Consider the following 22,836-nt stretch of genomic DNA (forward strand, 5'->3'; position numbering starts at 1 on the left):
ATAGTATTAAAATCAATATCTTGTTAAAGTACTTTTTCGACTGTTACATAACTGTTGTTGATTACATTATAGGCCGTTGTTCCCCCGACCTCAGAAATCGCTTCCAAAGTAATATACTGTCCCTGAACAGCATATACTGAGAAATCCAGGCTAATTTTTCTGACTGTACCGTCAAAATTCACGGTATTTTCCAAAAGCTGGAATCTCTTGGCATCGTTGATATATAAACTTGCCCCTAATCTGCTGCTGAATGTACCTGCAGCTCCTGTAAAGTTGAGGCTTACATTAATTCTGTATAAACCGCTTTGACGGATATAAATCCGGTTCAGATCTGCCCCGGTTGTCGGAACATTGGTTTTAAGCTTTAACGGATCTGCTAAAAAATTAGGCTTATCAATTAAGGAATTAATAGGAAGCATTACAGCGCCTGAAGTTGTACTTACAGGGTTTATCGTAAACCTTGAAACATTATCAGATTCCACTTCAAAAGCTTTGCTCCATACAAGTCCGTCAAATACCATGGCCTGACCTGTACTTTTCACAAATATAAGCATGCCTCTTAAAGCGTCTATTCTTGTGGCTGGAGCATTTACCCCGGTATAGGGCAAATCGGTGGCGGTTTCCACAGCGGGTAAGCCAAAACCTTTAACTCCGGTCGCTTCGTTTGCATTTGTTATATACATCATTACCTGATCGTTACCGTTAGCATTAGAATCAGGGTTGGGTATGTTTGTAAAATTAACTTGCGCACTGTATATGTTTAATGTAAACAGGAACAGGCAGAATATATATTTTTTCATCACTAATAGGCTTTAATTAAACGGGCTCCAATATATGAGTTGATAGAACTGCTATCCGTTCCGTATGCGGCAAGAGATCCTCCGGACCCTCCAATAGTTGTTATCGTTGGAACAACTCTCAGTTCTGCTCCGGCAGGCAAGGATATGGTCTGGGAAAAACTGGATGTTTTACTTCCCTGGGTATCAATGATAAATATAATCGAGTAATTACTCTTGGTAACAACAGTTTCCCAAGCCGAAGCCGGAGTATATTTCACCTGCAGTGTCAATTTAAATTCTGTAACCCCTATCTGGGCTCCTACACTACCCCCGGTAAAACCAAGAGCTGCTGCTACATCATACATCCCATTTTGTTTTATCGTAACCGAACTTGCATTTTTCAGAAGAAGGTTATCAACAAGAACCTGGCTTTTATCATCCGGTGCAAGGTACTGGGGAGATCCTAAGGAAAGACATATTCCAAGGCCAAAAGCAAGGCAGGGTATGGTAATTCCTGAAGAAATTCCCAATCTTGAACCTTTAGGCTGAAAAATTCCCTGTATCTGTCTTGCAGGGTTCCAGGCATAGCCGTCGTATTTATAATACTGATCGTCGGCTTTGTTATAGATAAGCCCTCCTACAAGGTTAGGATAATCACTAAAGAGATCCGCAGATGCAGCATCATATTTAGGGAACGAAGTATAAATATTGGAATAAGGCAGTATCGCTCCTCTTGTTCCATCTTTTACCTTTAATATATTCTGATTGCTGGCAATATTATCTCCTATTACTACTTGTGCATTTAAACCATATTGAAATAAAAGCACTAAAATTAACATTGTCTTTTTCATCTTATTGCATATTTATTTTTTCAACAATAATTTCTGACACCCCATTCCCTGTAGTATCCATTGAAAAAGACATTACATTCCCTCCAATGATACCGGTACAGACTCCTGTTCCAATGTTCTGGTTTCCGTAAAATCTGAGCCTTAAATTATCACCTGCCTCAAAGCTTCCAACATAGGTAAGGACTAATGACTGTCCTACATCAATAGCTCCCGGCGACAAACTTCCCAGGGATAAGGCACCGCTGGTAGAACTGGTTGTATTGTTGGTAATAGGTCTCCAGGTAGTAGGAGCCGCAGCAGTACTTGTTTCCAGATCAACCTTAGAATACAGGTTAATGGTTACCCCTACGCACAAAGCCGGCGTCTTAACATCTATAGCACCGCTTTTGAAAGAAATTTTATACAAACCTCTTGTCTTGATATTAATGACATTACTTGTTGCAGATGCAAGGGAAACGTCTGACGAGATATCATTATAACTAGGGCTGGCAGTTGTAAAAGGAACATCCATGGCTCCTCCCCGGTAGGACAAAGCCTGTTTACTCCACCACATCCCAATCCGCACGTTCCGCAGTCTGCCGTCACTACAGCACTTCTTATAAAACGCGCCATTTTGTTGTTTTTCAGAGCCGTTACAATGGGATCTGAAATTTTCCACGCTGTACCGTCATTTTGAACGATACTTCCGGTCTCTCTGTTGAAAATAACAGAGCCCTGGGTTCCGTTTCCTGTGGTACCGGTAGCAGATACAGGCAACGCTGAAGCGGTGTTTGATCTGGGCATCCGGGCCGCATTGTCATCCTGTTTTACATGTAAGAGGGTTCTTGTGTCAGGCTGAAAACCGGGAGCTTTCGCAATCCCAACCTGTGCGTTGACTCTTATAAAGCAAATAATAAGAGCCAAGAGGAAATACTTGATTTTCATTTCTAAATTTTTTTATCATTCTTGGTGTAATAAATTTAGAAATATTTCCAATTTAAATCTTATTATTCAATAAAAAATAGTGTTAAATAGAATATAAAATGATAAAAACATAGATTTAATAGGCCATTCAGATAATGTGGTAGAGTTTAAAAATTATAAAAAAAGGCCTGTTTTATGTTAATTTTGAACTTTTTCTGTATATTTTATAAACAATAAATCACCATTTGCTAGTTAAAAAATGGTGATTTATTGTTTTTGTTGAAAAAAATAACTCTACTTTCTTACCCTTTTAGGCTTTTTCGCCTCTTCTTTGGCTTTTTCTTTATCTATGGCTTCCTGAGCTTTATTAAACAACTCATTATCAGCAGAATACTTTATTTCTTCATAATTAGGGCTGTCAACAAGAATATCCTGCCATTTTCTGATCCGGTCTTTGGTATTCCAGTTGAAATCCGGGAATTTTCTTTTCTCCGGTTCTATCTTACTCATTGGATAGGTATCGGAATTGGCTGCAATACTGCATGATATGATCTGTAAACCTCTTTGCTCAAACAGCGCTCCGATAATTCCGCAGGTAGAAAGGGTGATTCCAATTCTCTGGGGCTGTTTTGTTTCCTGATCCACATCATCCACATAAACAATAGACTGCGCGTTCCCTACTACTCTGGCTTCTTTAATATCATTATTCTCATAATATACCGTCATGAATTTCCCCTTTACCTGGTTAAATTCATCTTTAAGGTTTAATGAGTCTACTTTACTGATGGCAAAAGCATTTCCAATGACTTTAAGGGAATCTATATTTTCTGTTTTGGTATTAAAATACGCCTCAACTTTGTCACCGGTTACCTGTTTCTCTCCACTCCAGAGGATAGGATGGGTATACATATGCATGATTCCGTCTGTTTCATTGAAAGCAATAGAATCTGCTCTTCCCTGTGCATTGGACTTAAAAATCCTTGCTTTTCTGAATGCTCTTAAAAAGCTTTTCTTTAAAGTTATGTCCGTTGGATCAGGCTTTTGATAGGAAAGAATTTTCTCTGCGGCAAAATAAATGGAATCCTTTTCCATGATTTTAACGGCATACGGTCCTTTGGTCATCATGGCAGAATCTTTCTTCTGAAAAACTTCTCCATAACCGCCTTTGATATATCTTTTTTCCAGAGGATCATCCAATGTAACGTTTCCGGTTGCTGTCCCGAATCCTGTTGTATTATTGAAGTACATATCATCCCCTGTAAGGATTTTATCATTATAAAAAATCCTGGAATTCTTATTGAGGAAGGCCTCCTTGGTATCCATCTTATAAGTTCCTCTTTCGGTGTAAATACGGTTTTTAGGATTGGCCCGGTTGGTGATTGTAGTAGGTCCGAAGAACTCAGCCACCTTTGTATTCTGGTTTTGCTTGATATTGGGACCTTCTATGATATAATCAGGATTATCAATTTTCACGTTTCCAACAAAATCAATCATTTTGGTATTGAGGAAATAGGTGGCAGATTTTGTATACATTACATTCTGTCCGTCAGAAATTGTTCCTCCGGTATTGAAGTATGCCTGATTGGCCAGCCTGTCATAGTACAGGATATCTGTTTTAATGGTCTGCTTAGGATCGGTAAGAACCACATCTTTTTTGGCAACCCCTTTCTGGGTAACCCCGTTGTACTCCATTTCATTAGCCGTGATTACGGAACCGTCTGCATTCTGAAGTTTTGCATTACCGATAGCTTTTACCAGACTCTGGTCGTTGTAAAGGATTACCTCGTCAGCATAGAGAACTGATCCCTGATGCTCTATCTGAACATGTCCTATCATGTACTGGTTTCCCTCGTACTTGGTATCTTTTCTGAACTCATCAGCATGAATGATTTTCACCTTGTCTTCAGGTCTTACTGCAGGTGAAGCTTTTCCTTTATTTTGGATATAAGGATCCATCTGCGTGGTTTTATTGTCCTGTGCGGAGCTTAACGCAGAAATAAAAATTAACAGAAAAAGGATTATTCTCATTGATTAATCATTCTTGGTACCATAGAAATACAGCGAATGCGAATCAATATTTACGCCAAATGCTTCTTCAATTGCTTCTTTGATTCCCTGAATTCTCGGATCACAGAATTCGATAATTTCCTCAATTTCTTTATCAGAGTCTTTTTTGTAGATCACCAGGTGGTCATGCTGTTTATCAAAATAAGACTTTTCATAAGATGAAGAGGTCAATGTTTTTTCTCCAAACTGATGCTTACGGATCAAGCCTGCATCAAGGAAAATTTCAATAGTGTTGTAAATGGTTGCTTTTGAAACATGATATTTCTTCTGCATCATAAGAAGGTACAGATCATCCACATTGAAGTGGTGATCCATACTGTAAATTTCTTCCAATATCGTATATCGTTCAGGCGTGTTTCTGAAACCCTTTTCTAAAAGGTAATTTCTTAAAACATCCTTGATCAAAGCAATATTCTTTTCTTTTTGTACTGTATCCATCAAAAAAATTATCTACAAATTTATTGATTTTTATTTAAATAGACCTTATGATATGGTACGGGCACTTTTTTATGAATTATGACGGAAGAAACCGGATTGTTCAATCTTGCTGTCATAAACCGTCAGTTCGGTAATCGGCGCTGATTCCACTTCTACGTTGTGCGAAGATACTCCCCAGGCTTTGAAATCATCGCTTCCGATGTACTTCACGAAGTTGTAGATATTGAGGGTAATCTTCTGTTTAACAGTTAAAAGTATATCGTTAATATATGTATTATCTATAATTACATACTTCAGATCCGGCGGTATGTTGTGGGCTCTGAGAGACGGATGGCTGCTTCTTGAAGGAATGGTTCCCTCTGCCATAAGGTCTTTCAGCACCATGTTAAAATAGTCATTGATCCTACGGTCTACTTTGAATCCTAAAAGGAAGTTGATTTTGTACACTGTTCCCGGTAGAATTTCATCTACTGTATATTTGAAAGTATATGGATCTTCCTGGTTAACAATACTTAATATAAAATAATGATCTGCTCTTTTCGGCTGCTTTTTGATGATGGAATAGATAATTTTTGATTCTACCTCATCATTTCTTTTGGCTCTGCTCAAATAGGCAAGATTGGTAGCATATTTTGGAATACTTTCATCCAGCTTCATATCTTTCAGGATGGAAACATATTTTTCTATTTTCACAAATTGGATAAATCTGGTTTTTATCAGTCTTCCATTATACCATGCATACATAGAGATCCCGATAGAACCGGCAAGAACAACTGTGATCCAGCCGCCTTCCATGAATTTGATGATATTTGCACTGAAAAAGCCTAATTCAATAGCCATATACACCAAAGCAAAAAATACGATCAACACTTTGCTTACTCTGTGTTTCAATAACCAAAAAATTAAAAGAACTGTTGTCATCAGCATGGTTACAGTGATGGAAAGTCCATAAGCCGCTTCCATTTTTCCTGATTCCCTGAAATGAAGAACAACAATAATACACAGAATAAGAAGTCCCCAGTTGATCCTTGGGATATACATCTGCCCTTTAACCCCGGAAGGGTAATCAATTTTCTGATTGGGCCACAAATTAAGGGACATTGCCTCAGAGAAAATGGTGAATGAACCTGTAATCAACGCCTGGCTTGCAATAATTGCGGCTGCAGTTGCCAGAATTACTCCCGGTACGATCATCCATTCTTCCATAATTCCAAAAAACGGATTCACTACAGAAAAACCTGGCTTTCCATGATTGGTTAAAAGCCATGCTCCCTGTCCAAGATAGTTCAGAATAAGCATAATTTTAACGAATCCCCAGCTTACCCGTATATTTTTGGCACCACAATGCCCTAAGTCTGAATAAAGGGCTTCTGCTCCCGTTGTACAAAGGAAAACGGCACCAAGGATAACAATTGCACTAGGAGAGTTTACAATAAGCTTGTAGGCATAATAAGGATTGAAAGATCTCAAAATTTCGAGATTTTCGCTTAAATGCATCATTCCTAACCCACCTAAAACTAAAAACCAGACCACCATTACGGGGCCAAAAAACTTCCCGATAAAACTGGTCCCAAATTGCTGTACCACAAAAATCACAATCAGAATTCCAATGGTAATAGGCACTACAGGGGTGTGAGGATTATATATTTCAAGACCTTCAATAGCCGACATTACGGTAAGCGATGGTGTAATTACCCCATCTGCAATGAGTGCTGCAGCCCCAATGATGGCAATAAGATACAGCCATCCCTTTTTAAGGTTTTTGACCAGCGAGAATAAAGCCAGAATACCTCCTTCCCCTTTGTTATCTGCTCTTAAAGCAATGATCACATATTTTATAGTAGTCTGAAGGGTAAGGGTCCAGATAATACATGAAAGGGCTCCCTCAATGTATTCGTTAAAAGGCATATTACTGCCTCCGTCCTTTGCATTTACAATCGCTTTCATTACGTAAAGCGGGGATGTTCCGATATCTCCGAATACAATTCCCAGAGAGACTAAAACTCCTATGAAAGAAAGTTTCTTTATGTCAAAATGATAACCATCTTCTGTAAGGTCTGCCATGTCAGCTTATTTTTTAAACGCGCAAATTTATACTAATTTTATGACGTCAAGAACTATTCTTCATGAATATAATAAATGAAAAAACTTCCTTTCGGAAGTTTTTCTCTATAATAGTTATTTTACGTACATCGCTTTTTTGATCTCCTCTTTTACTTTTTCAAGTTTAGGGAACCATTCTGCAAATAATGCAGCTGAGTAAGGAGCAGGCGCATCAGGAGTAGTAATTCTCTTGATCGGAGCATCCAGATAATCAAATGCTTTTTGCTGTACCATATAAGTAATTTCAGAAGATATGGAACCAAATGGCCAAGCTTCTTCAAGAATTACCAGTCTGTTTGTTTTTTTAACCGAAGCTAAAACGGTATCAAAGTCAAGAGGACGAACGGTTCTAAGATCGATCACTTCTACAGAGATTCCTTCTTTAGCCATATCTTCGGCGGCCTGGATAGCCAGCTTCATGATTTTACCGAAAGAAACCAGAGTAACATCTGTACCTTCTCTCTTAATATCTGCTTTACCTATAGGAATGTAATATTCTTCTTCAGGAATTTCCATTTTATCCCCATACATCTGCTCAGATTCCATGAAAATAACCGGATCATTATCCTGGATGGCTGTTTTCAATAATCCTTTCGCGTCATAAGGATTGGAAGGAACCACAACTTTTAAACCCGGACAGTTGGCAAACCAACCTTCAAAAGCCTGAGAGTGCGTTGCTCCCAACTGGCCTGCAGAAGCTGTAGGACCACGGAAAACGATCGGGCAGTTCCACTGACCACCACTCATCTGACGTATTTTTGCTGCGTTGTTGATAATCTGATCAATTCCTACTAAAGAGAAATTAAATGTCATAAATTCTACGATTGGCCTGTTACCGTTCATTGCCGCTCCTACAGAGATTCCTGTGAAACCAAGTTCAGCAATGGGTGTATCGATTATTCTTTTAGGACCAAATTCATCCAGCATTCCTTTAGAGGCTTTGTATGCACCGTTATATTCTGCAACTTCCTCCCCCATCAGGTAGATAGATTCGTCTTTACGCATTTCCTCGCTCATTGCCTGTGCAATTACCTCACGAAAAGTATATTCTGCCATATTTTCTTGAAAAATTTAGATTACAAAAATAGTGTTTTTTTATTATACACATAACAAAAAAGCATTTCATTGAGTGAGTTATCTTATATTAACTGGGTCAAGAAGGCTTTTCTTCTGTAAGACTTAGCTCTCTATAGTTCTTCCTCAATTCGAAAAGGATTTTACCATAAGTCTTTTTATAAATTACATAGAGAATATAAAGGCTTATTAGCACGCAAATTCCAAACACAGCATAATTTTCCCATCCGGGAACCATAGTTTCAGAATTGGTACGGGTTATTTCATGATGACTTTTATTCCAGCCATCTGCTGCTCCAGCCATAAAATCTTTCGTGTACAAATTAAAATGGATAAGGTTATCTAAAATTATTAGCAAAAATGAAATCCCTGCATACCCCAGAATACATCTTCTGAGACTAAGGATATTTTTCATCAGAGATAAGGAATTATTACTTGTCTTCATTTTTCGAAACAGAAAAACAGCCAAGATAATAAACAGAGAAAACAAAATTATTCTGATGTAAGGAAACTCTCCATTTATATATCCATATACTGACCATAAGATAATTTCTGTTAAGCCGACCAGAAGCAGGATTTTTACCACTGAAACAGACTTTAACTTGATCATTGAATAAATTTCATTGTCGGAATAATTTTTAAAATTATTTTTTCTTTATTCCAGTCTTTTTTTAAAAGTTCCAGTTCTTCCATATTATTTTGCATTTATTTTTGTTTTCAAATTATTCTTTGCCCTGTTCATTTTCACTCTTGCATTTCCTTCTGTGATTCCGAGAATTTCACCAATTTCTTTATATGGTTTATCTTCAAGGTACATCATAATCAAAGCTTTTTCCACATCAGACATCTCGTGGATAGCTTTGTACATTTTTTTCAGCTTATACTCATCATCTTCATATACTTCATATTCCATTTTCAAAGAGGAAACATCTATATCAGAATGCTTCAATTCTTTTCTCTGTGGTTTTCTAAAAAGAGTCATTGCCGTATTGAGTGCTACTTTGTACATCCATGTAGAAAATTTAGCCTCTCCCTTGAATCCCGGAAAAGATCTCCAGAGCTGCACAGTGATTTCCTGAAAAAGATCTTCATGATCTTCTGCATTATCTGTATATATTCTACATATTTTATGGATCAACCTTTGGTTGGGCTTAAAAGAATCGACAAAAAATTTTTCAAGTTCTGTACTCATACTTTATGAGTGGGAAGTTTTTATTTTCGTTACAGATTTTTTCAAAAAAAACAAAAACGGCATCTCATTTCTGAAATACCGCTGTACAATTTTATTTAAAAACTTAATTAGTTTACTTTGTCCCATACCTGGGTTCTTCCTAATATGGAAACTCCCATATATCCTCTTACATTCAGCTTATCGCCGCTTTTTGTAATGGTACATTTGTAAGTTTTACCTGTTTTAGGGTCTGTAATAGTTCCTCCCGTAAACTCATCCCCATCTTTTTTAAGTCCTCTGATGATCTCCATTCCTAAGATTGGTTTTCCTTTTCTGTCGTCCTTACAACCTGTACAGTTGGGATCCGCCGGCTTTATAAGCAGCTGGGAAACCTTCCCGTAATATTTTCCGTCTGACTTTTTATAGATCTCAACAATAGATTTTGCCTGCTTGGTTTCGTCATCTATGGTCTTCCACTTGCCTTCAATCTGGGCGAACGATAATACGCCAAACAGAGAGAGCACGAATGTTAATAATACTTTTTTCATATTTTTTATAGTTTTAATTCCAATAAAAGATTTTTGCTGTCTATTTACTGCTAAAAGTATAAATTAATTTTAAACAAACAAAAACTTTTTATTATACAAAGCATATGATAACAAAATAGCGGAAAGGTTAAAGGGCGAAAGGGTAAAATAGTAAAAAGGCAGAGGCGGCAAAAAGAGCATAACTTACTTAGCTGTTTTACAGTTTTGCCGTTTTGCCCTAATGAAGCTTCCTGTTGATCACCCGGTCCATATAATCCTGATACCATGCCTTTGCCGTCTGCATTTCTTTTTCTGTTTCCGGTGTTTTTACCTTTCCCATCAGGTTGTTGGTAAAGCCAAGATCATTCTTTTCATATATTCCTGTGATTTCCTTGCCGTCGAAACGGTACATATGGTTTCCAATAATGAATTGCTCTGAACTGCCATCGGAATTAACAATAATAGAAGGATATTGTTTGTCGCTTACAAGACTTTTGCCCCAGCTTCTGATCTGCTTATTGTATCCGATAAGGTCTGCCAGCGTAGGGTAAATATCTATCTGCTGGGCAACTTCAGGGTTTACCCCTTTAAGGTTGTACTGTGGATTTGGAGAATAAAATATCAGTGGAACAGCAAAGCGATTCATGGCTTTTTCATACTCACCGTAAGCGATCTGGTTGGTATGGTCTCCTGTGAAAACAAAGATGGTATTATTGAACCAAGGTTCTTTTTTAGCGGTCTCAAAATATTTTTTGATGGCATAATCCGTGTACTGGATCGGTTCATGCATTTCTATAGTTCCTTTTTTGAATTTACCTTTATATTTTTCAGGAATTTTGAACGGGTGGTGGGAGGAAGCGGTAAAAACCGTAGTCATAAAAGGCCGCTTTTTCCCTACATTTTTTGCAAAATACTGGAGGAACGGCTCATCCCATATGGCCCACATTCCGTCGAAATCCTCATCATGATTATACTCGTTTTTCCCGAAATAATGCTTAAAACCTAATATATTTCCAAATCCGAGGAAGCCCATGGAACCGTTCGGTGCTCCGTGATAAAAAGAGGTATCATAACCCAGATCGTTACAAACCGAAACAATGGACTGGATTTTCTGATTGGAATAAGGCGAACTTGTAAAAGCATCCGTAAGGCTTGGAATCCCTGCCAGTACACTGCTCATCCCATGAATAGACTGCCTTCCGTTGGCAAATGTATTGGGAAAAATCAAGCTCTGGCCGGCAAGGCTGTCTATAAACGGTGTATAAGAAACATAGCCTTTTATATTTTTATCTTTATTAAAAGCTCCTGAATATTCCCTGCCAAAAGATTCAACGATAAAAATGACAATATTAGGACGATTTTCCACCTTCCTGTCGTAGAGTTTATAGGGCTGAACATGATCTGCAATAAATTTTTCGTCTACAAAATGAACTTCTTTAAAATTATTGGTTCCCAGAGTCCTGAAAAAAGAAAAAGTACTGTTCAGTACAATATTCCCCTGAAGCGGATTGACTACAAAACGGTTGGCATCTACTAAATTAATAGGCCTTGTACTGTGCTTGAAGTCACCACGGATTCCCCCGACAACTAAAACAGCTGTCCCGCAAAGAACCAGTACGGACCAGATAAAGTAAGGGATAAGTTGTACCGGTTTCTGTTCCGTAATTTTTACTTTTTTGTACAGGAAAACCCAAAGAGCCATTAAAACAACAAACCATATAAGCACAAAAGGATGCTGTCCTATGGAAACCGTAAACACTTTAAAAATATTGGATTCGTGCTTGGCAACCTGTAATGCGGTGGAGGTCAGTCTTGCCTGGGCGAATTTATAATAAACAAAATCACCGAAATTCATGGCATAAGCAATACCGTTGGTGATGAAATAAAGCCAGAACAGAACGGTCTGGTAGCCTTTCTTTGTATTGATAACAACCGGCACAAGGCTTAACAGGATGAACAAGGCATTGACGTATAAGATTGCTGTGGTATCAAAGGCTGTTCCATGAAATGCCAGGCTGAAATAATCTGAAACGGAATCCACCTTGATGAGTTCTTTATTGAAATACCAAAACAAAAGGCGGGCAATCTGATAAAAAACGTATGCCAAGAAAATCCTGTATAAAAGGACCAGAACTTCTTGTTTTCTAAATTCTTTAAAAAATTTCATTCGGCAAATTTACATCAAAATCGTATTAATGTATTTTTTCCTTCATAATATTTCAGGTTAAAATTCTGAAAAACCCTACTTTTGCTGGTATGAATTTCATGAAAAACAATCTTGCCAATCTGCTGACGCTTGCCAATTTATTTGCGGGCTGTGTAGGGGCAATCCATCTTATTTTAGGAGATTACCATACGACGGCAATCTGCCTCATCCTCTCCTCTATCTTTGATTTTTTTGACGGTTTTGTAGCCAGGGCTTTAAAATCGAATTCCAATCTGGGACTTCAGCTGGATTCCCTTGCGGACATGGTAAGTTTCGGGTTGATTCCGGGTCTTACGATGTACAAGGCACTGGAACCGTTTGGAAATGAAATCCTGGGCATGCATCTTCCTTTTGCCATCAGCTACCTAGGTATTTTTGTGACGGTTTTTTCATGTCTCAGACTGGCTATCTTTAACCTTGATGAGGAGCAGCGTTATTATTTCAAAGGGCTGAATACGCCTACCAATACCGTTTTGCTGTTTGGATTGTATTATGCCTTTAAAGAAACCGGCACTTTTGCATTTTTATTTGAAAATTCATTGTTTCTGATCTTACTGACTGCAATTACTTCATGGCTTCTGATCAGCCCTATCAAAATGATGGCGATGAAATTCAAATCCAGAAAGCTTCAGGATAATTATCCGAAAATTATTTTATTAGGTGGTGGAATTGCTATTCTGATCCTGTTTCAGATCGTTGGCATTCCTATGCTTGTTATTTATTATATTATCGTGTCGCTGGTTTTCCAGAAACAGTTAGGTTAGATTTCAGACGTCAGACATCAGATATCAGACTTTAGAAATCAGCCCATTTTCAAATTAACACATTATCAAATTTTCAAATTAAAAAAATGAATTTAAAACTCCATAAACCCCTTTGCATTTTTGACCTTGAAACTACAGGAACCAATATCGGAAAGGACAGAATTGTAGAGATCTGTATTTTAAAAGTAAATCCGGACGCCTCCAGAGAAAGCAAAACATGGCGTGTGAATCCGGAAGTGCCTATTCCGCAGGAATGCAGTGAGATCCACGGAATTTATGATGAAGATGTAAAAGATGCCCCGACATTCAGGGAAATTGCACCCAAAATTATGGAAATGCTTTCAGGAAGTGATCTGGGAGGATTCAATTCCAACCGATTCGATGTTCCGCTTCTGGCAGAAGAACTTTTAAGAGTGGAGATGGATTTTGATCTTAGCAAATTCAAACTGGTGGATGCGCAGACTATTTTCCATAAGAAGGAGCCCAGAAACTTAGGGGCTGCGTATCAGTTTTACTGTGGCAAAGTTTTGGAAAATGCCCACTCCGCAGAAGCTGATGTGATGGCTACTTTTGAAGTGCTGGATGCCCAGGTTGGAAAGTATGATGATATTCCGAATGAGATCGCTCCTTTAAGTGAATTCAGTTTCCATAATAAGAATGCTGATCTTGCAGGATTTATCGGATATAACGATAAGTCGGAAGCTGTTTTCAACTTTGGAAAGTATAAAGGACAGGTTGTAAAAGCTGTTTTCCAGAAGGATCTGGGATATTACGGATGGCTTCAGAATGCGGATTTCCCTTTATATACCAAGAAAATATTTACAAAAATTCAACTTTCAAGTAAATTCTAGAACATGTCGAATCTGGTCCGCTTTAAATTTTATGAAACGGCTCTTGAGGCCAACAGGGATAAGCAGATCCTTGCTGAAAACGGTGTTAATGGTTTCATTGCCAACGAACAGCTGATTCAGTCGGACTGGCTGCTTTCTCAGGCTGTTGGCGGCATTCAGCTTCAGGTTTTTGAAGATGATCTGGAAAAGGCACAACAGATCCTGAAGGATTATAATGACAATGAAGCTTATTCCCTGGAAGTGGAGCATACCATTTCGAATCCTGAATTTGACTTTGTGTGCCCGAAATGCGGTTCCAACCATATTTACAGGGACGACAGGGCAACCAGTTTCTTTGGAATCTCCATTTTGTCGAGCCAGAAGTTTGTATGTTATTACTGCGGGAATGAGTTTACTCATTAATATTAAGTTCAGAATTTAAGAATAGTAAAAGATTGCTTCGTCATTACATTCCTCGCAATGGCGGACTCATAAAATAAATAATTAAGCATTATGAAAATCATCTGCATAGGAAGAAACTACAGCGAGCATGCAAAAGAATTAGGAAATGAAATTCCTGAAAAACCGGTTATTTTCATGAAACCCGATACAGCGGTCTTAAAGGGAAATGATTTTTATATCCCGGAATTTTCCAATGATATTCACTATGAGCTGGAAGTGGTTTTGAAAATTTCAAAAGGAGGAAAATACATCCAGAAAGAAGCGGCCCACAAGCACTATGAAGAGATCAGCCTCGGAATAGATTTCACGGCAAGAGATCTTCAGAGTGAGCTTAAATCCAAAGGCCTTCCGTGGGAACTGGCTAAAGGATTTGACGGTTCTGCTGTGGTAGGAAATTTTTTCAGAAAAGAGGATTTTGATCTTCAGGAACTGCAGTTTTCGTTACTGAAAAATAAGGAAGAGGTACAGAACGGCAATACAAAAGACATGATTTTCAGCTTTGATGATATCGTTGCTTTTGCTTCCCAGTATTTTACACTGAGGGTGGGTGACCTTATTTTTACCGGAACGCCAAAAGGAGTTGGAAAGGTTGATGAAAATGATATTCTTGAAGCTTATCTGAAAGATGATAAAATTCTTGATATTCGAATATTATAAGTATTTAACATAAAATTTCGGCAATTTTTCATATCTTTAGAATACAAAATTAAAGGTCATGATAAATATTGTACTACCCGTAGATTTTGGGGACAAAACAGAACAGCTTGTAGACGGAGCCGTAAAATTTGCAAAACAGTTGAACGGCAGAATTTTTCTGATTCACGTAGCGCCTTCGGATATAGGTTTTGCTATCGGTGATATGGGATATCAATATTTTCCTGAAGTAGAAGCCAACGAGATCAGAGATGAGCTGATACAGCTGAATAAGATCGAGCAGAGAATCCTTGCCCATGATGTGGACTGTGAGCATCTCTTAAAACAGGGAATCGCAAAGGATACTATTCTGGAATATGCAAAAGCTAAAAATGCAGATTATATCGTCATGGGATCACATGGAAGAAGCGGAATTTATGATGTATTTGTAGGCAGCCTTACGAAAGGGCTTACGAAAGATTCTCATATTCCGGTACTGGTACTTCCTATCCACGACTAGAAAAGTAAATTTTAATCGTTAATAAAAAAACCGATCAGACTAGTGTCCGATCGGTTTTTTACTATATAACCAATTAATTAACCTTCTTTTTTATAGATCTTAGGATCGTAGTAAGGGTTCTTACCCTCAGTCGGAGAATAATAGTCTTTGTCTTTATCTCCACCCAATTTTACAACCAGTACATAGCACCAGTAAGTAAACAGTACACAGCAAACGATAAATAAAATCCAGTTGAGAACATTTCCAAATGTATCAAAAAAACCGAATGTCCATTTGAAAACTTTACTTAAGAATAACCAGAAAGACGTCATTATTTTCCTTTTTTAAATTAACTTTGTACAAATTTATAAAAAATGTTTAAATTACTTTCAAAAGAAAGCAATATTTTTCAATTCCTGTTTATATTGGTTTTCTTCTTTTAGTAGTCGTAATATTTAACATACTGAATTTCAACACCTACGAAGCCATTGTCGCCGGAATAACTTTTCTTGGGATTGCTTTGGGATATTTTTGTTTTCACAGTATTGCCCTTAATTACCAGACGCATCTGCCGCTGTTTTTATATACATTTTTTATTTTCGGGCTGTACCCGGGGAACCTGGACATCGGTATTGCCGTTTCGCTGCTTACCAATTCCTTTCTTTTACTGCTTCTGACAAGTGCTGATGAAGATATAAGGAAGAAATCCTATGTCCTGGTAGGAGCCATTGTAGCGCTCAATTTTATTTTCCTGCCAACGACCTGGCCCATGGCTCTTTTCGTGATTGTTCACGTGATAGCTACCTCTCAAAAAATAAGCTTAAATCTCTTCAGGTTCCTTTTGGGAATTGTACTGATCGCTTTCAGTTATTTCTCCATGATGTTCTTTTTCAACTTCACAAGCTGGAATATTGATTATTTCCCGTTTGGAAGGATAAGACCTATGACGGATTATACGGACCTTCTGCCTTTGGTTCCTGTTCTGCTGATGCTTATTTATGCTGTATACGACCATTTTAAAAACTATAATAAGAAAAGCCCGATAAGCCGGTACAAATACACTTTCCTGCTTGTATTTTCGCTGGCACAGCTGGTTACCATTATTCTGTATATGAATAAAAATTACGAATATTTACTGCTTCTGGCATTCCCATCAAGCATTATCCTGAGCAGGATGATGAGATTTTTGCCTAAATACTGGATGCAGGAGGTAAGCCTGTGGCTTATCATTATGAGTATGATTGCTTTTAAAGCAGGTACCTATTTTAATTTATTTTAAAGATTATGATTCAGATAGACGATAAATTGATTTCAGAGGATGTATTTTCCGAAGAATTTGTTTGCAACCTTTCAAGATGTAAAGGTGCATGTTGCGTAGAAGGAGATGTAGGTGCTCCGCTAGATAAGGACGAACTTGAGATTTTAGACAGTATTTTTGATAAAATAAAGCCGTACCTTACCCAGGAAGGCATCAAAGCCCTTGAAGAGCAAGGCACATGGACCACCGATCCTATGGACGGAATGTACGTTACGCCTATGGTGGAGGACCGCGAATGTGCTTATGTAACTTTTGATGAAAAAGGAATCACGAAGTGCGGTATTGAGAAAGCCTATGAAGATGGCGCTGTAGACTGGCAAAAGCCTATTTCCTGCCACCTCTACCCGATCCGTGTTACGGAATATTCTACTTTTACTGCCCTTAACTACCACGAGTGGAGCGTGTGCAGCGATGCCTGTACGCTTGGAAAAGAACTGCAGGTTCCTGTATACAAGTTTCTGAAAACTCCGCTGACCAGAAAGTACGGTGAAGATTTCTACAATGTTCTATGCGAGGCCGCCGATGAATGGAAAGCCGCATATGGCTCTTAAATAAACAAAACCGCAGATTGAATCTGCGGTTTTTTATTTATCCATTACCTGAACAGGTACTGAAATTCACATTATAGTTAAAGTTGAGTTAAAGTTATTTTCACCATAAAAAAAGCCGGAAAATATCCGGCTTTTATACTTTAAAATATCAATGGTTATTTGAAATCAGCATCAGAAACTCCTGTGTTGAGAACAACCTTAGTGGTTTTTATCGTTACTTTCTGGCCTTTTCCGTCAATATCCACTTCAGAAGGGAATTTTATATCTTCCACAGTCATATAATTTTTTACGATAACGCTTCCTTCTCCTACAGAAGATTTGTATAAAAGCCCTGTAGCCGCATCAAAGTAAAATTTCCCTTTGTCTGAAGATAGTACGTTATAATCTTTGCCATCCAGCTTTTCTGTTGTTACTTCCTTGAAGTTGGAAGGATTAAAAGCCAATGCTTCAATAGTAGTCCCTTTTTTCAGTTCAGCAATATTGTCAGCCGGGAAATCGGTTTTCTGGCCTGCTCTTTCAATATACCCTTTTTCACCGTCAAATACCTGGGAAACCTTCTGCCCCATAGCAGTTTGCACAGACTTAAATTTATTGCCCTGTTTCATAGTGCTCATGGTGATATCCATTCCCTGGACATTAAGCGTATTGTCAACGATTGTAGTTTTTACTGCTTCAAGCTTGCTTTTGCCTCCTAAAGCTTTAAAGTAATTATCTACAACATCTTTTGGTGTCAGTTTGGATTTTACGACTTCCGTCTTTGCGGAAAATGCACTGGTTTTCTGAGCTGCTGCCGGAACTGAGAACAATACGGCACAGAAAAACGGAATGATCATCTTTTTCATATCTCTATATAATAAGTTTAAGGTGTAAATATATGAATAATGACCACACGAAAATAAACATGGCGCATTTACGTGAAATACCAGACGATTTTGTCCCTGATCCATTAAGATTTTTTAAGAAATATGCCTAAAAAACAAAACCTCCGATCGCTCGGAGGTTTCAAATATTTATATCGGAATAAATTATTTCTTAAGTTCTTCCAAAAACTCGTCGTGAGAAATTTTAGTTTCTTTTTTAGACGCTTTTTCAAGAATTACATCTTTTAGTTTAGCCATAGCTACTTCAGAAGAAATTTGTCTTACCTGCTCCTGGTCTTTCAACATTTCAACAGCATATTTCTGGATTTCTTCGTCACCTAAGTGGTGGATTCCGTAGATCGCCAACTGGTTTCTTACCAACTGCTCAGCCTGTGCCAATACATCAGCATAGTCTAATTTGATCTCGTTATCCGTCATTAATTTACCTTCAATGATCTGGTATCTTAGCTGGTTTTTCTCTGCATTAAGAATCTCTTTAGCCTGCTCTTCAGACTGGATGTTCTGGTTAGAGAACATTAACCATTTTACAAGGAAGTTTTCAGGAAGTTTTACTTCTTCTTTTTCAGTAACCTGCTCCAATACTTTATTCACATAGTGAACATCAGCATTCTGCTGGAAATACTCATCCAATTCGGATTTTACTTTTTCTTTAAGCTCTTCTTCAGATTTGATTGTTCCTTCGCCGTATACTTTGTCGAATAAATCCTGATTAAGCTCAGCCAGGTTCAATGAATAGAAATCTTTTACTTTAACTTCTACTTCAGCGTGGTGCAAATGCTCAACTTCTTCTTTAGAGAAACCTAATTCTTTAGCCAATTCTTCATCACCTGCAAGAGTTTCTTTAGATACTTTTACAGAACCGTCCATTTTTAAAGATTTTACCAATTTGAAAACTTCTTTGTTTTCAGCTGTAATGGTAACGTTCTTTGGATGGTGGTGGTGCTCTCCTTCAGCATCTTCTTCTACAACCTGAGAAATTTCTAAAGCTATATAAGAATCTTTAGTGATTTTATCCTGAGGAACCTGCTCTGCAAAACGTCTCTGCATGTTCTCAATGCTCTTCGTGATTTCTTTGTCAGAAGCTTCTACCTTATAATGAGGCGCTTCATATTTAGCTAAATCTATAGTGAATTCAGGCTCATATCCTACCTCGAAAGCAACTTCAATTTTGTCAGCATTGTAATCTAGTTCGTTTACTGGCTGAGGAACAGGCTGACCAACTAATCTTAATTTGTTTTCGTTAACATAGTTGTTCAATGCGTCAGAAACCTGTCTGTTGATTTCTTCGAATGCAATACCTGCTTCATATTGTTTTTTAACCATACTCAAAGGCACTTTCCCTTTTCTGAAACCAGGAACTTGCGCATTTTTAGCATAATTAATCAACTGCTTTTCTACTTTTTCTTTGTAGTCAGATTTTTCCAATGTCACTGTAAGTAATGCACTTACGTCATCATGGTTTTGTGCGGTAACCTTCATTATTGATTAAAATTTTAGGTTGCAAAAATATGAAATTTTTATGAGAATTGCTCACTTAAAATCAATTCTTAGTACTCAAATGTATATAAATAAAAAACCGCTGAATATTTCAGCGGTTTTACTATACAAATCAACTATTTTAGTTGCTTAGGTTATAGGTAGCTTCAGCATCGGTTTCTCCGCCAACTACGCTTCCCCAGGCAGTTCCGGATTTGGCATCATTTACACTTTCAGGCTCATGGATCAAGGTAAGTTTCAGGAAAGGAGCGGTTCCGTTAACGGCCTGTGTCACATCCCATTTTGTTTTTAATCCTACTCTTTTTCCATCCTTTCTCAGGTCGTTCCCATCCAATCTACTTACAGTAATATTAGATTTTGGAAAATCAAAAATAAGGAAATGCTCATCTTTAGCATCAATAATTTCTCCTGTAGCATCTTCGTTTCCGTTTCTGAACTTAGCTTCTACGGTATAAGATTTTCCGTCTTTCAAAGGGATGGTAGGAATTCCTCCTGCCCCGATACTGTAATTGTACTCGATCGCCGTAGATCCCGGAGTATCTTCTTTTACCAGTAAAATAATATTGGTAAGCTCTTCCTGAGGAAGGTCATCTTCTGCCACCGAACCGTCTCTCTGACACGAAATAACTGTAACTGTGATGAATAAAAGTGCTAATAGTCTGAAAATATTTTTAGTGTTGAATAATTTGTTCATTGTAAGAATTTTAAAGGTGTAAAATTTTCATTTAATTGTTTTGAAATCTTTAGAATCTGTATCTAAAGTTTAAAATAAAGTTTCTTCCTGCCTCATCCGCGAAGAATCTCAAACGGTTCAGATAATCTCTGTACGAAGTGTTGAAAATATTGTTCACGATAAGTCCCGCAGAAAGATTTTTGCTGATATTGATACCCGTTTGGATATTCCAGAGCGAATAACCGCTGGGTGGCGTACTGAAATCAATCATTTTATCCACCAGCTCGCCATCTACATAAACTTCCAGCGGAGCATTGCGGATCGGGAATCTGGTCTGCTTCAAAAACGTCTGGTTTTCAAGCGTAAAATAGAAGTTATTCCATTTTTCCTTTTTAAACTGTAACGCATTGGAAAAATTCGGTGGCATCATTAAAATCAGAGGTTCATTGTTTGTATCGTCCTGTCCGTGTACATAAGCTCCTCTTCCCACATAGGTGAGATCATCGGTAAGCTTCCAGTTGATATCCAGATCCACCCCATACATTTTGGCATCGATCTGCTGGTAAGCCCATTCAGGGAATACCCCTCTGATGGTTCCCTTAATTCCCACCGGCACCTGATTAATAAAGTTTTTGGTAATAAAGAAGTATGGATTCACAGAAATATTCAGTCCCTTCAAAACATTGATTTTTGAATCTACCGTTAAGTTGAATTGATGCCCCTGTTCATTTTTCAAACCCATATCACCTGTTTCAATTACCCCTGCAGAATGATGCAGCCCGTCTGAAAACAATTCAGCAATGTTCGGGGATCTTCCCACTTTTGCATAATTAAATTTCAAATCAAAATTTGAGCTTGGACGATATTCCAGGCCTGCATTGAAGGAAACATTATTATAATTAAGCTTGGGACGCGTTAAAATCCTGTTTTGATCCTGTTTTACGTAAAACTGAGGGAAAGTGTCCGCATATAATTTGTCCCAGTCACTTTTGTCATACCATTTCGTAACATCATAACGGGTGAAATCATATCTTGCTCCTGCTTCAAAATTAAAATCGTGGGAAATTTTATATTTGAAAACAGAATATATTCCGGCAGAATATTTATCATAATTAGGAATCAGACGTCTTGCTTTTGTCGCAGGATCTGAGTAATTGTTTTGAAAACCTCCATCAATTCCCGTTTCCAGAGACCATTTTTCCCTTTCCAGAAAATCATTGAGATTAAACTGATGCGTCATCAGTTCAAGATCCAGGGAAGGTGTATCCTTCAGTTCCCCTCTTCTGATATCATATTCCTGTCTGTGGTTATACTGATAGCTATAAGTTGCCGAAAGCTTCCCGATATTTTCAAACCTTTTAAAAGCTGAAACTTTGGCAATATGATGCTCGATAACCTGTCTAGGATTATCAATGTCGTAACTGAATTTCCCTGAATAAACAGGCGGATTGGCATTCATGGCCCTGTCATAATCCCCCGAAGTGGAAACATGGGAATCTCTTAAAATTCCAATATTCTGGTTAGTCAGATAATAATCAAAGGAGATTCCTTTTTCATAGCTGTTGTTCTGAACTGTAAAATTGAAAGAAGAGAAATCCATTCCCGTATTCTTCAGGTTATAATCCGGAGCGCTCTGGTCGCCCAGCTTTTTAATGCTTCCGCCGGACTTTACGGCCCAGCCGTTTTTCCAGACTCTGGCGACATCTACATCCAGGCCAAGCCCCCTCCCATTAGAAATTCCGGTGAGACCCACAGAACCTTTTATGGTATCCTTTTTAGGGAAAATTTCAGGTTCCAATACTACAACGCCTCCAATGGCATCACTCCCGTACTTCAGTGCAGAAGCACCTTTTATGACGTCAATATGCTGAAAATTGTTAATATCAACATTGGGAGCATGCTCCACCCCCATTCCTGCTCGGCCAGTTTTACTCCGTTATTCAAAATAGAAATCCGGCTTCCGTATAACCCGTGAATTACAGGTTTTGAAATATTATTACCCGTTTTTAAGGTAGTAACTCCGGATATTTTCGATAATAAATTGCCGAGATTATCTGTAGAATTTCTCTGTATCTCAGATTTATCGAGTGTTTTAATGATTAAAGAGCCATTGGATTTATGACTTCCATGGATCGTCACTGTTTCGATATCCTTAACGTGATGCTCCAGTGTAATGGCCAGATGCATATCCTGATCTACTCCTATATTTTCAGTATAATCATCACAATCAGGATGTTTAGCAATGAGAATATATTTTCCCGCAGGAATTTTATTGAATATAAACTTACCGGTACGGTCTGTTTTGGCTGTAAATTCTCCGATTTTCACCACAGCATTTTCCAACGCCGCTTTATCATGAAAATCATGAACAGATCCTTCCACGGTATAAGTTTTCTGTGCGTTTATCAATGTCAGTCCGCAAAGAACCAACATCAGGCTATATATCAATTTCATTGTCTATAGATTGATTGCGTACCTTTTTCAGGTACATTTTTCGTAAAAATTTTGTTGAATAGGATCTATTTTAATTGTAAAATGTACAATGTAAAATGTATTAATGATGATAGATGATGTGCCTAGATGTAGATAGAAACAACGAGTCTGCAAAA

General features: G+C 37.9%; 25 protein-coding genes. 7 read left to right on the forward strand and 18 right to left on the reverse strand.

All coding sequences use genetic code 11. The annotated features are described in order from the left end of the window. Positions 1 to 23: 23 nt before the first annotated feature. The 12 genes from N4G44_RS16400 to N4G44_RS16455 form a co-directional block, all read right to left on the reverse strand. Positions 24 to 800, reverse strand: coding sequence for a hypothetical protein (locus tag N4G44_RS16400; protein ID WP_474928401.1), 777 nt, complete (start codon positions 798 to 800; stop codon positions 24 to 26). 2 nt (positions 801 to 802) lie between these two features. Then, positions 803 to 1,630, reverse strand: coding sequence for a hypothetical protein (locus N4G44_RS16405; protein ID WP_474928402.1), 828 nt, complete (start codon positions 1,628 to 1,630; stop codon positions 803 to 805). A 1-nt stretch (position 1,631) separates the two neighbouring features. Next, the gene (locus N4G44_RS16410; protein ID WP_474928403.1) at positions 1,632 to 2,036 is read right to left on the reverse strand and encodes a hypothetical protein; all 405 of its coding nucleotides are present in this window, start codon (positions 2,034 to 2,036) and stop codon (positions 1,632 to 1,634) included. Continuing rightward, a complete protein-coding gene (locus N4G44_RS16415; protein ID WP_474928404.1) occupies positions 2,003 to 2,554 on the reverse strand; it encodes a hypothetical protein in 552 nt (183 codons plus the stop codon). The genes N4G44_RS16410 and N4G44_RS16415 overlap by 34 nt, the downstream gene beginning before the upstream one ends. Positions 2,555 to 2,827: 273 nt before the next feature. Further along, positions 2,828 to 4,561 carry an OstA-like protein gene (locus N4G44_RS16420; RefSeq protein ID WP_474928405.1) on the reverse strand — a complete coding sequence of 578 codons (1,734 nt, stop codon included), beginning with the start codon at positions 4,559 to 4,561 and terminating at the stop codon, positions 2,828 to 2,830. A 3-nt stretch (positions 4,562 to 4,564) separates the two neighbouring features. Further along, positions 4,565 to 5,038: a Fur family transcriptional regulator gene (locus N4G44_RS16425; protein ID WP_040998101.1), complete on the reverse strand. Its 474-nt coding sequence runs from the start codon at positions 5,036 to 5,038 to the stop codon at positions 4,565 to 4,567. Positions 5,039 to 5,107: 69 nt separating this feature from the next. Continuing rightward, positions 5,108 to 7,102 (reverse strand): KUP/HAK/KT family potassium transporter, encoded by a 1,995-nt coding sequence (locus tag N4G44_RS16430; RefSeq protein WP_474928406.1) that lies wholly within the window; start codon positions 7,100 to 7,102, stop codon positions 5,108 to 5,110. A 114-nt stretch (positions 7,103 to 7,216) separates the two neighbouring features. Next, positions 7,217 to 8,197 (reverse strand): pyruvate dehydrogenase complex E1 component subunit beta, encoded by a 981-nt coding sequence (locus N4G44_RS16435; RefSeq protein ID WP_048502469.1) that lies wholly within the window; start codon positions 8,195 to 8,197, stop codon positions 7,217 to 7,219. A 97-nt stretch (positions 8,198 to 8,294) separates the two neighbouring features. Beyond that, complete coding sequence (locus N4G44_RS16440; RefSeq protein ID WP_474928407.1) at positions 8,295 to 8,660, reverse strand: hypothetical protein; 366 nt, start codon at positions 8,658 to 8,660, stop codon at positions 8,295 to 8,297. Positions 8,661 to 8,909: 249 nt separating this feature from the next. Then, a complete protein-coding gene (locus tag N4G44_RS16445) occupies positions 8,910 to 9,407 on the reverse strand; it encodes an RNA polymerase sigma factor (RefSeq protein WP_474928408.1) in 498 nt (165 codons plus the stop codon). Between the two features lie 107 nt (positions 9,408 to 9,514). Then, a complete protein-coding gene (locus N4G44_RS16450) occupies positions 9,515 to 9,934 on the reverse strand; it encodes a DUF2147 domain-containing protein (protein ID WP_260542754.1) in 420 nt (139 codons plus the stop codon). A gap of 217 nt (positions 9,935 to 10,151) precedes the next feature. Continuing rightward, positions 10,152 to 12,080 carry an LTA synthase family protein gene (locus tag N4G44_RS16455; protein ID WP_474928409.1) on the reverse strand — a complete coding sequence of 643 codons (1,929 nt, stop codon included), beginning with the start codon at positions 12,078 to 12,080 and terminating at the stop codon, positions 10,152 to 10,154. A gap of 89 nt (positions 12,081 to 12,169) precedes the next feature. Here N4G44_RS16455 and N4G44_RS16460 point away from each other — a divergent pair, with 89 nt between their 5' ends. From N4G44_RS16460 to N4G44_RS16480, 5 genes are all read left to right on the forward strand, one after another. After that, positions 12,170 to 12,883 carry a CDP-alcohol phosphatidyltransferase family protein gene (locus N4G44_RS16460; RefSeq protein ID WP_474928410.1) on the forward strand — a complete coding sequence of 238 codons (714 nt, stop codon included), beginning with the start codon at positions 12,170 to 12,172 and terminating at the stop codon, positions 12,881 to 12,883. A gap of 86 nt (positions 12,884 to 12,969) precedes the next feature. Continuing rightward, positions 12,970 to 13,734, forward strand: coding sequence for an exonuclease domain-containing protein (locus N4G44_RS16465; protein ID WP_474928411.1), 765 nt, complete (start codon positions 12,970 to 12,972; stop codon positions 13,732 to 13,734). A gap of 3 nt (positions 13,735 to 13,737) precedes the next feature. Beyond that, positions 13,738 to 14,136 (forward strand): putative signal transducing protein, encoded by a 399-nt coding sequence (locus tag N4G44_RS16470; protein ID WP_474928412.1) that lies wholly within the window; start codon positions 13,738 to 13,740, stop codon positions 14,134 to 14,136. Between the two features lie 90 nt (positions 14,137 to 14,226). Further along, positions 14,227 to 14,832: a fumarylacetoacetate hydrolase family protein gene (locus N4G44_RS16475; RefSeq protein WP_474928413.1), complete on the forward strand. Its 606-nt coding sequence runs from the start codon at positions 14,227 to 14,229 to the stop codon at positions 14,830 to 14,832. 58 nt (positions 14,833 to 14,890) lie between these two features. Beyond that, positions 14,891 to 15,328, forward strand: a complete 438-nt coding sequence (locus N4G44_RS16480; protein WP_040998116.1) for a universal stress protein — start codon at positions 14,891 to 14,893, stop codon at positions 15,326 to 15,328. Between the two features lie 77 nt (positions 15,329 to 15,405). Here N4G44_RS16480 and N4G44_RS16485 read toward each other — a convergent pair whose 3' ends face one another. Then, the gene (locus tag N4G44_RS16485; protein ID WP_474928414.1) at positions 15,406 to 15,639 is read right to left on the reverse strand and encodes a DUF6341 family protein; all 234 of its coding nucleotides are present in this window, start codon (positions 15,637 to 15,639) and stop codon (positions 15,406 to 15,408) included. Positions 15,640 to 15,758: 119 nt separating this feature from the next. Between N4G44_RS16485 and N4G44_RS16490 the strand changes: the two genes are divergently transcribed. Both N4G44_RS16490 and N4G44_RS16495 read left to right on the forward strand, forming a co-directional pair. Further along, positions 15,759 to 16,586 carry a DUF6427 family protein gene (locus N4G44_RS16490; protein ID WP_474929013.1) on the forward strand — a complete coding sequence of 276 codons (828 nt, stop codon included), beginning with the start codon at positions 15,759 to 15,761 and terminating at the stop codon, positions 16,584 to 16,586. A 5-nt stretch (positions 16,587 to 16,591) separates the two neighbouring features. Beyond that, the gene (locus N4G44_RS16495; protein WP_474928415.1) at positions 16,592 to 17,176 is read left to right on the forward strand and encodes a DUF3109 family protein; all 585 of its coding nucleotides are present in this window, start codon (positions 16,592 to 16,594) and stop codon (positions 17,174 to 17,176) included. Between the two features lie 155 nt (positions 17,177 to 17,331). Here N4G44_RS16495 and N4G44_RS16500 read toward each other — a convergent pair whose 3' ends face one another. The 5 genes from N4G44_RS16500 to N4G44_RS16520 all read right to left on the reverse strand — a co-directional run bounded on the left by N4G44_RS16500 (position 17,332) and on the right by N4G44_RS16520 (position 22,681). Beyond that, positions 17,332 to 18,018, reverse strand: a complete 687-nt coding sequence (locus N4G44_RS16500; RefSeq protein ID WP_474928416.1) for a hypothetical protein — start codon at positions 18,016 to 18,018, stop codon at positions 17,332 to 17,334. Positions 18,019 to 18,201: 183 nt separating this feature from the next. Next, positions 18,202 to 19,536, reverse strand: a complete 1,335-nt coding sequence (locus tag N4G44_RS16505; RefSeq protein WP_474928417.1) for a trigger factor — start codon at positions 19,534 to 19,536, stop codon at positions 18,202 to 18,204. 139 nt (positions 19,537 to 19,675) lie between these two features. After that, positions 19,676 to 20,248 (reverse strand): hypothetical protein, encoded by a 573-nt coding sequence (locus N4G44_RS16510; RefSeq protein ID WP_474928418.1) that lies wholly within the window; start codon positions 20,246 to 20,248, stop codon positions 19,676 to 19,678. Positions 20,249 to 20,297: 49 nt separating this feature from the next. Then, positions 20,298 to 22,139, reverse strand: a complete 1,842-nt coding sequence (locus N4G44_RS16515) for a TonB-dependent receptor (protein WP_474928419.1) — start codon at positions 22,137 to 22,139, stop codon at positions 20,298 to 20,300. Then, positions 22,079 to 22,681 carry a carboxypeptidase-like regulatory domain-containing protein gene (locus N4G44_RS16520; RefSeq protein WP_474928420.1) on the reverse strand — a complete coding sequence of 201 codons (603 nt, stop codon included), beginning with the start codon at positions 22,679 to 22,681 and terminating at the stop codon, positions 22,079 to 22,081. The genes N4G44_RS16515 and N4G44_RS16520 overlap by 61 nt, the downstream gene beginning before the upstream one ends. Between the last annotated feature and the right edge of the window lie 155 nt (positions 22,682 to 22,836).

This window comes from Chryseobacterium sp. GTID13 (assembly GCF_056172655.1).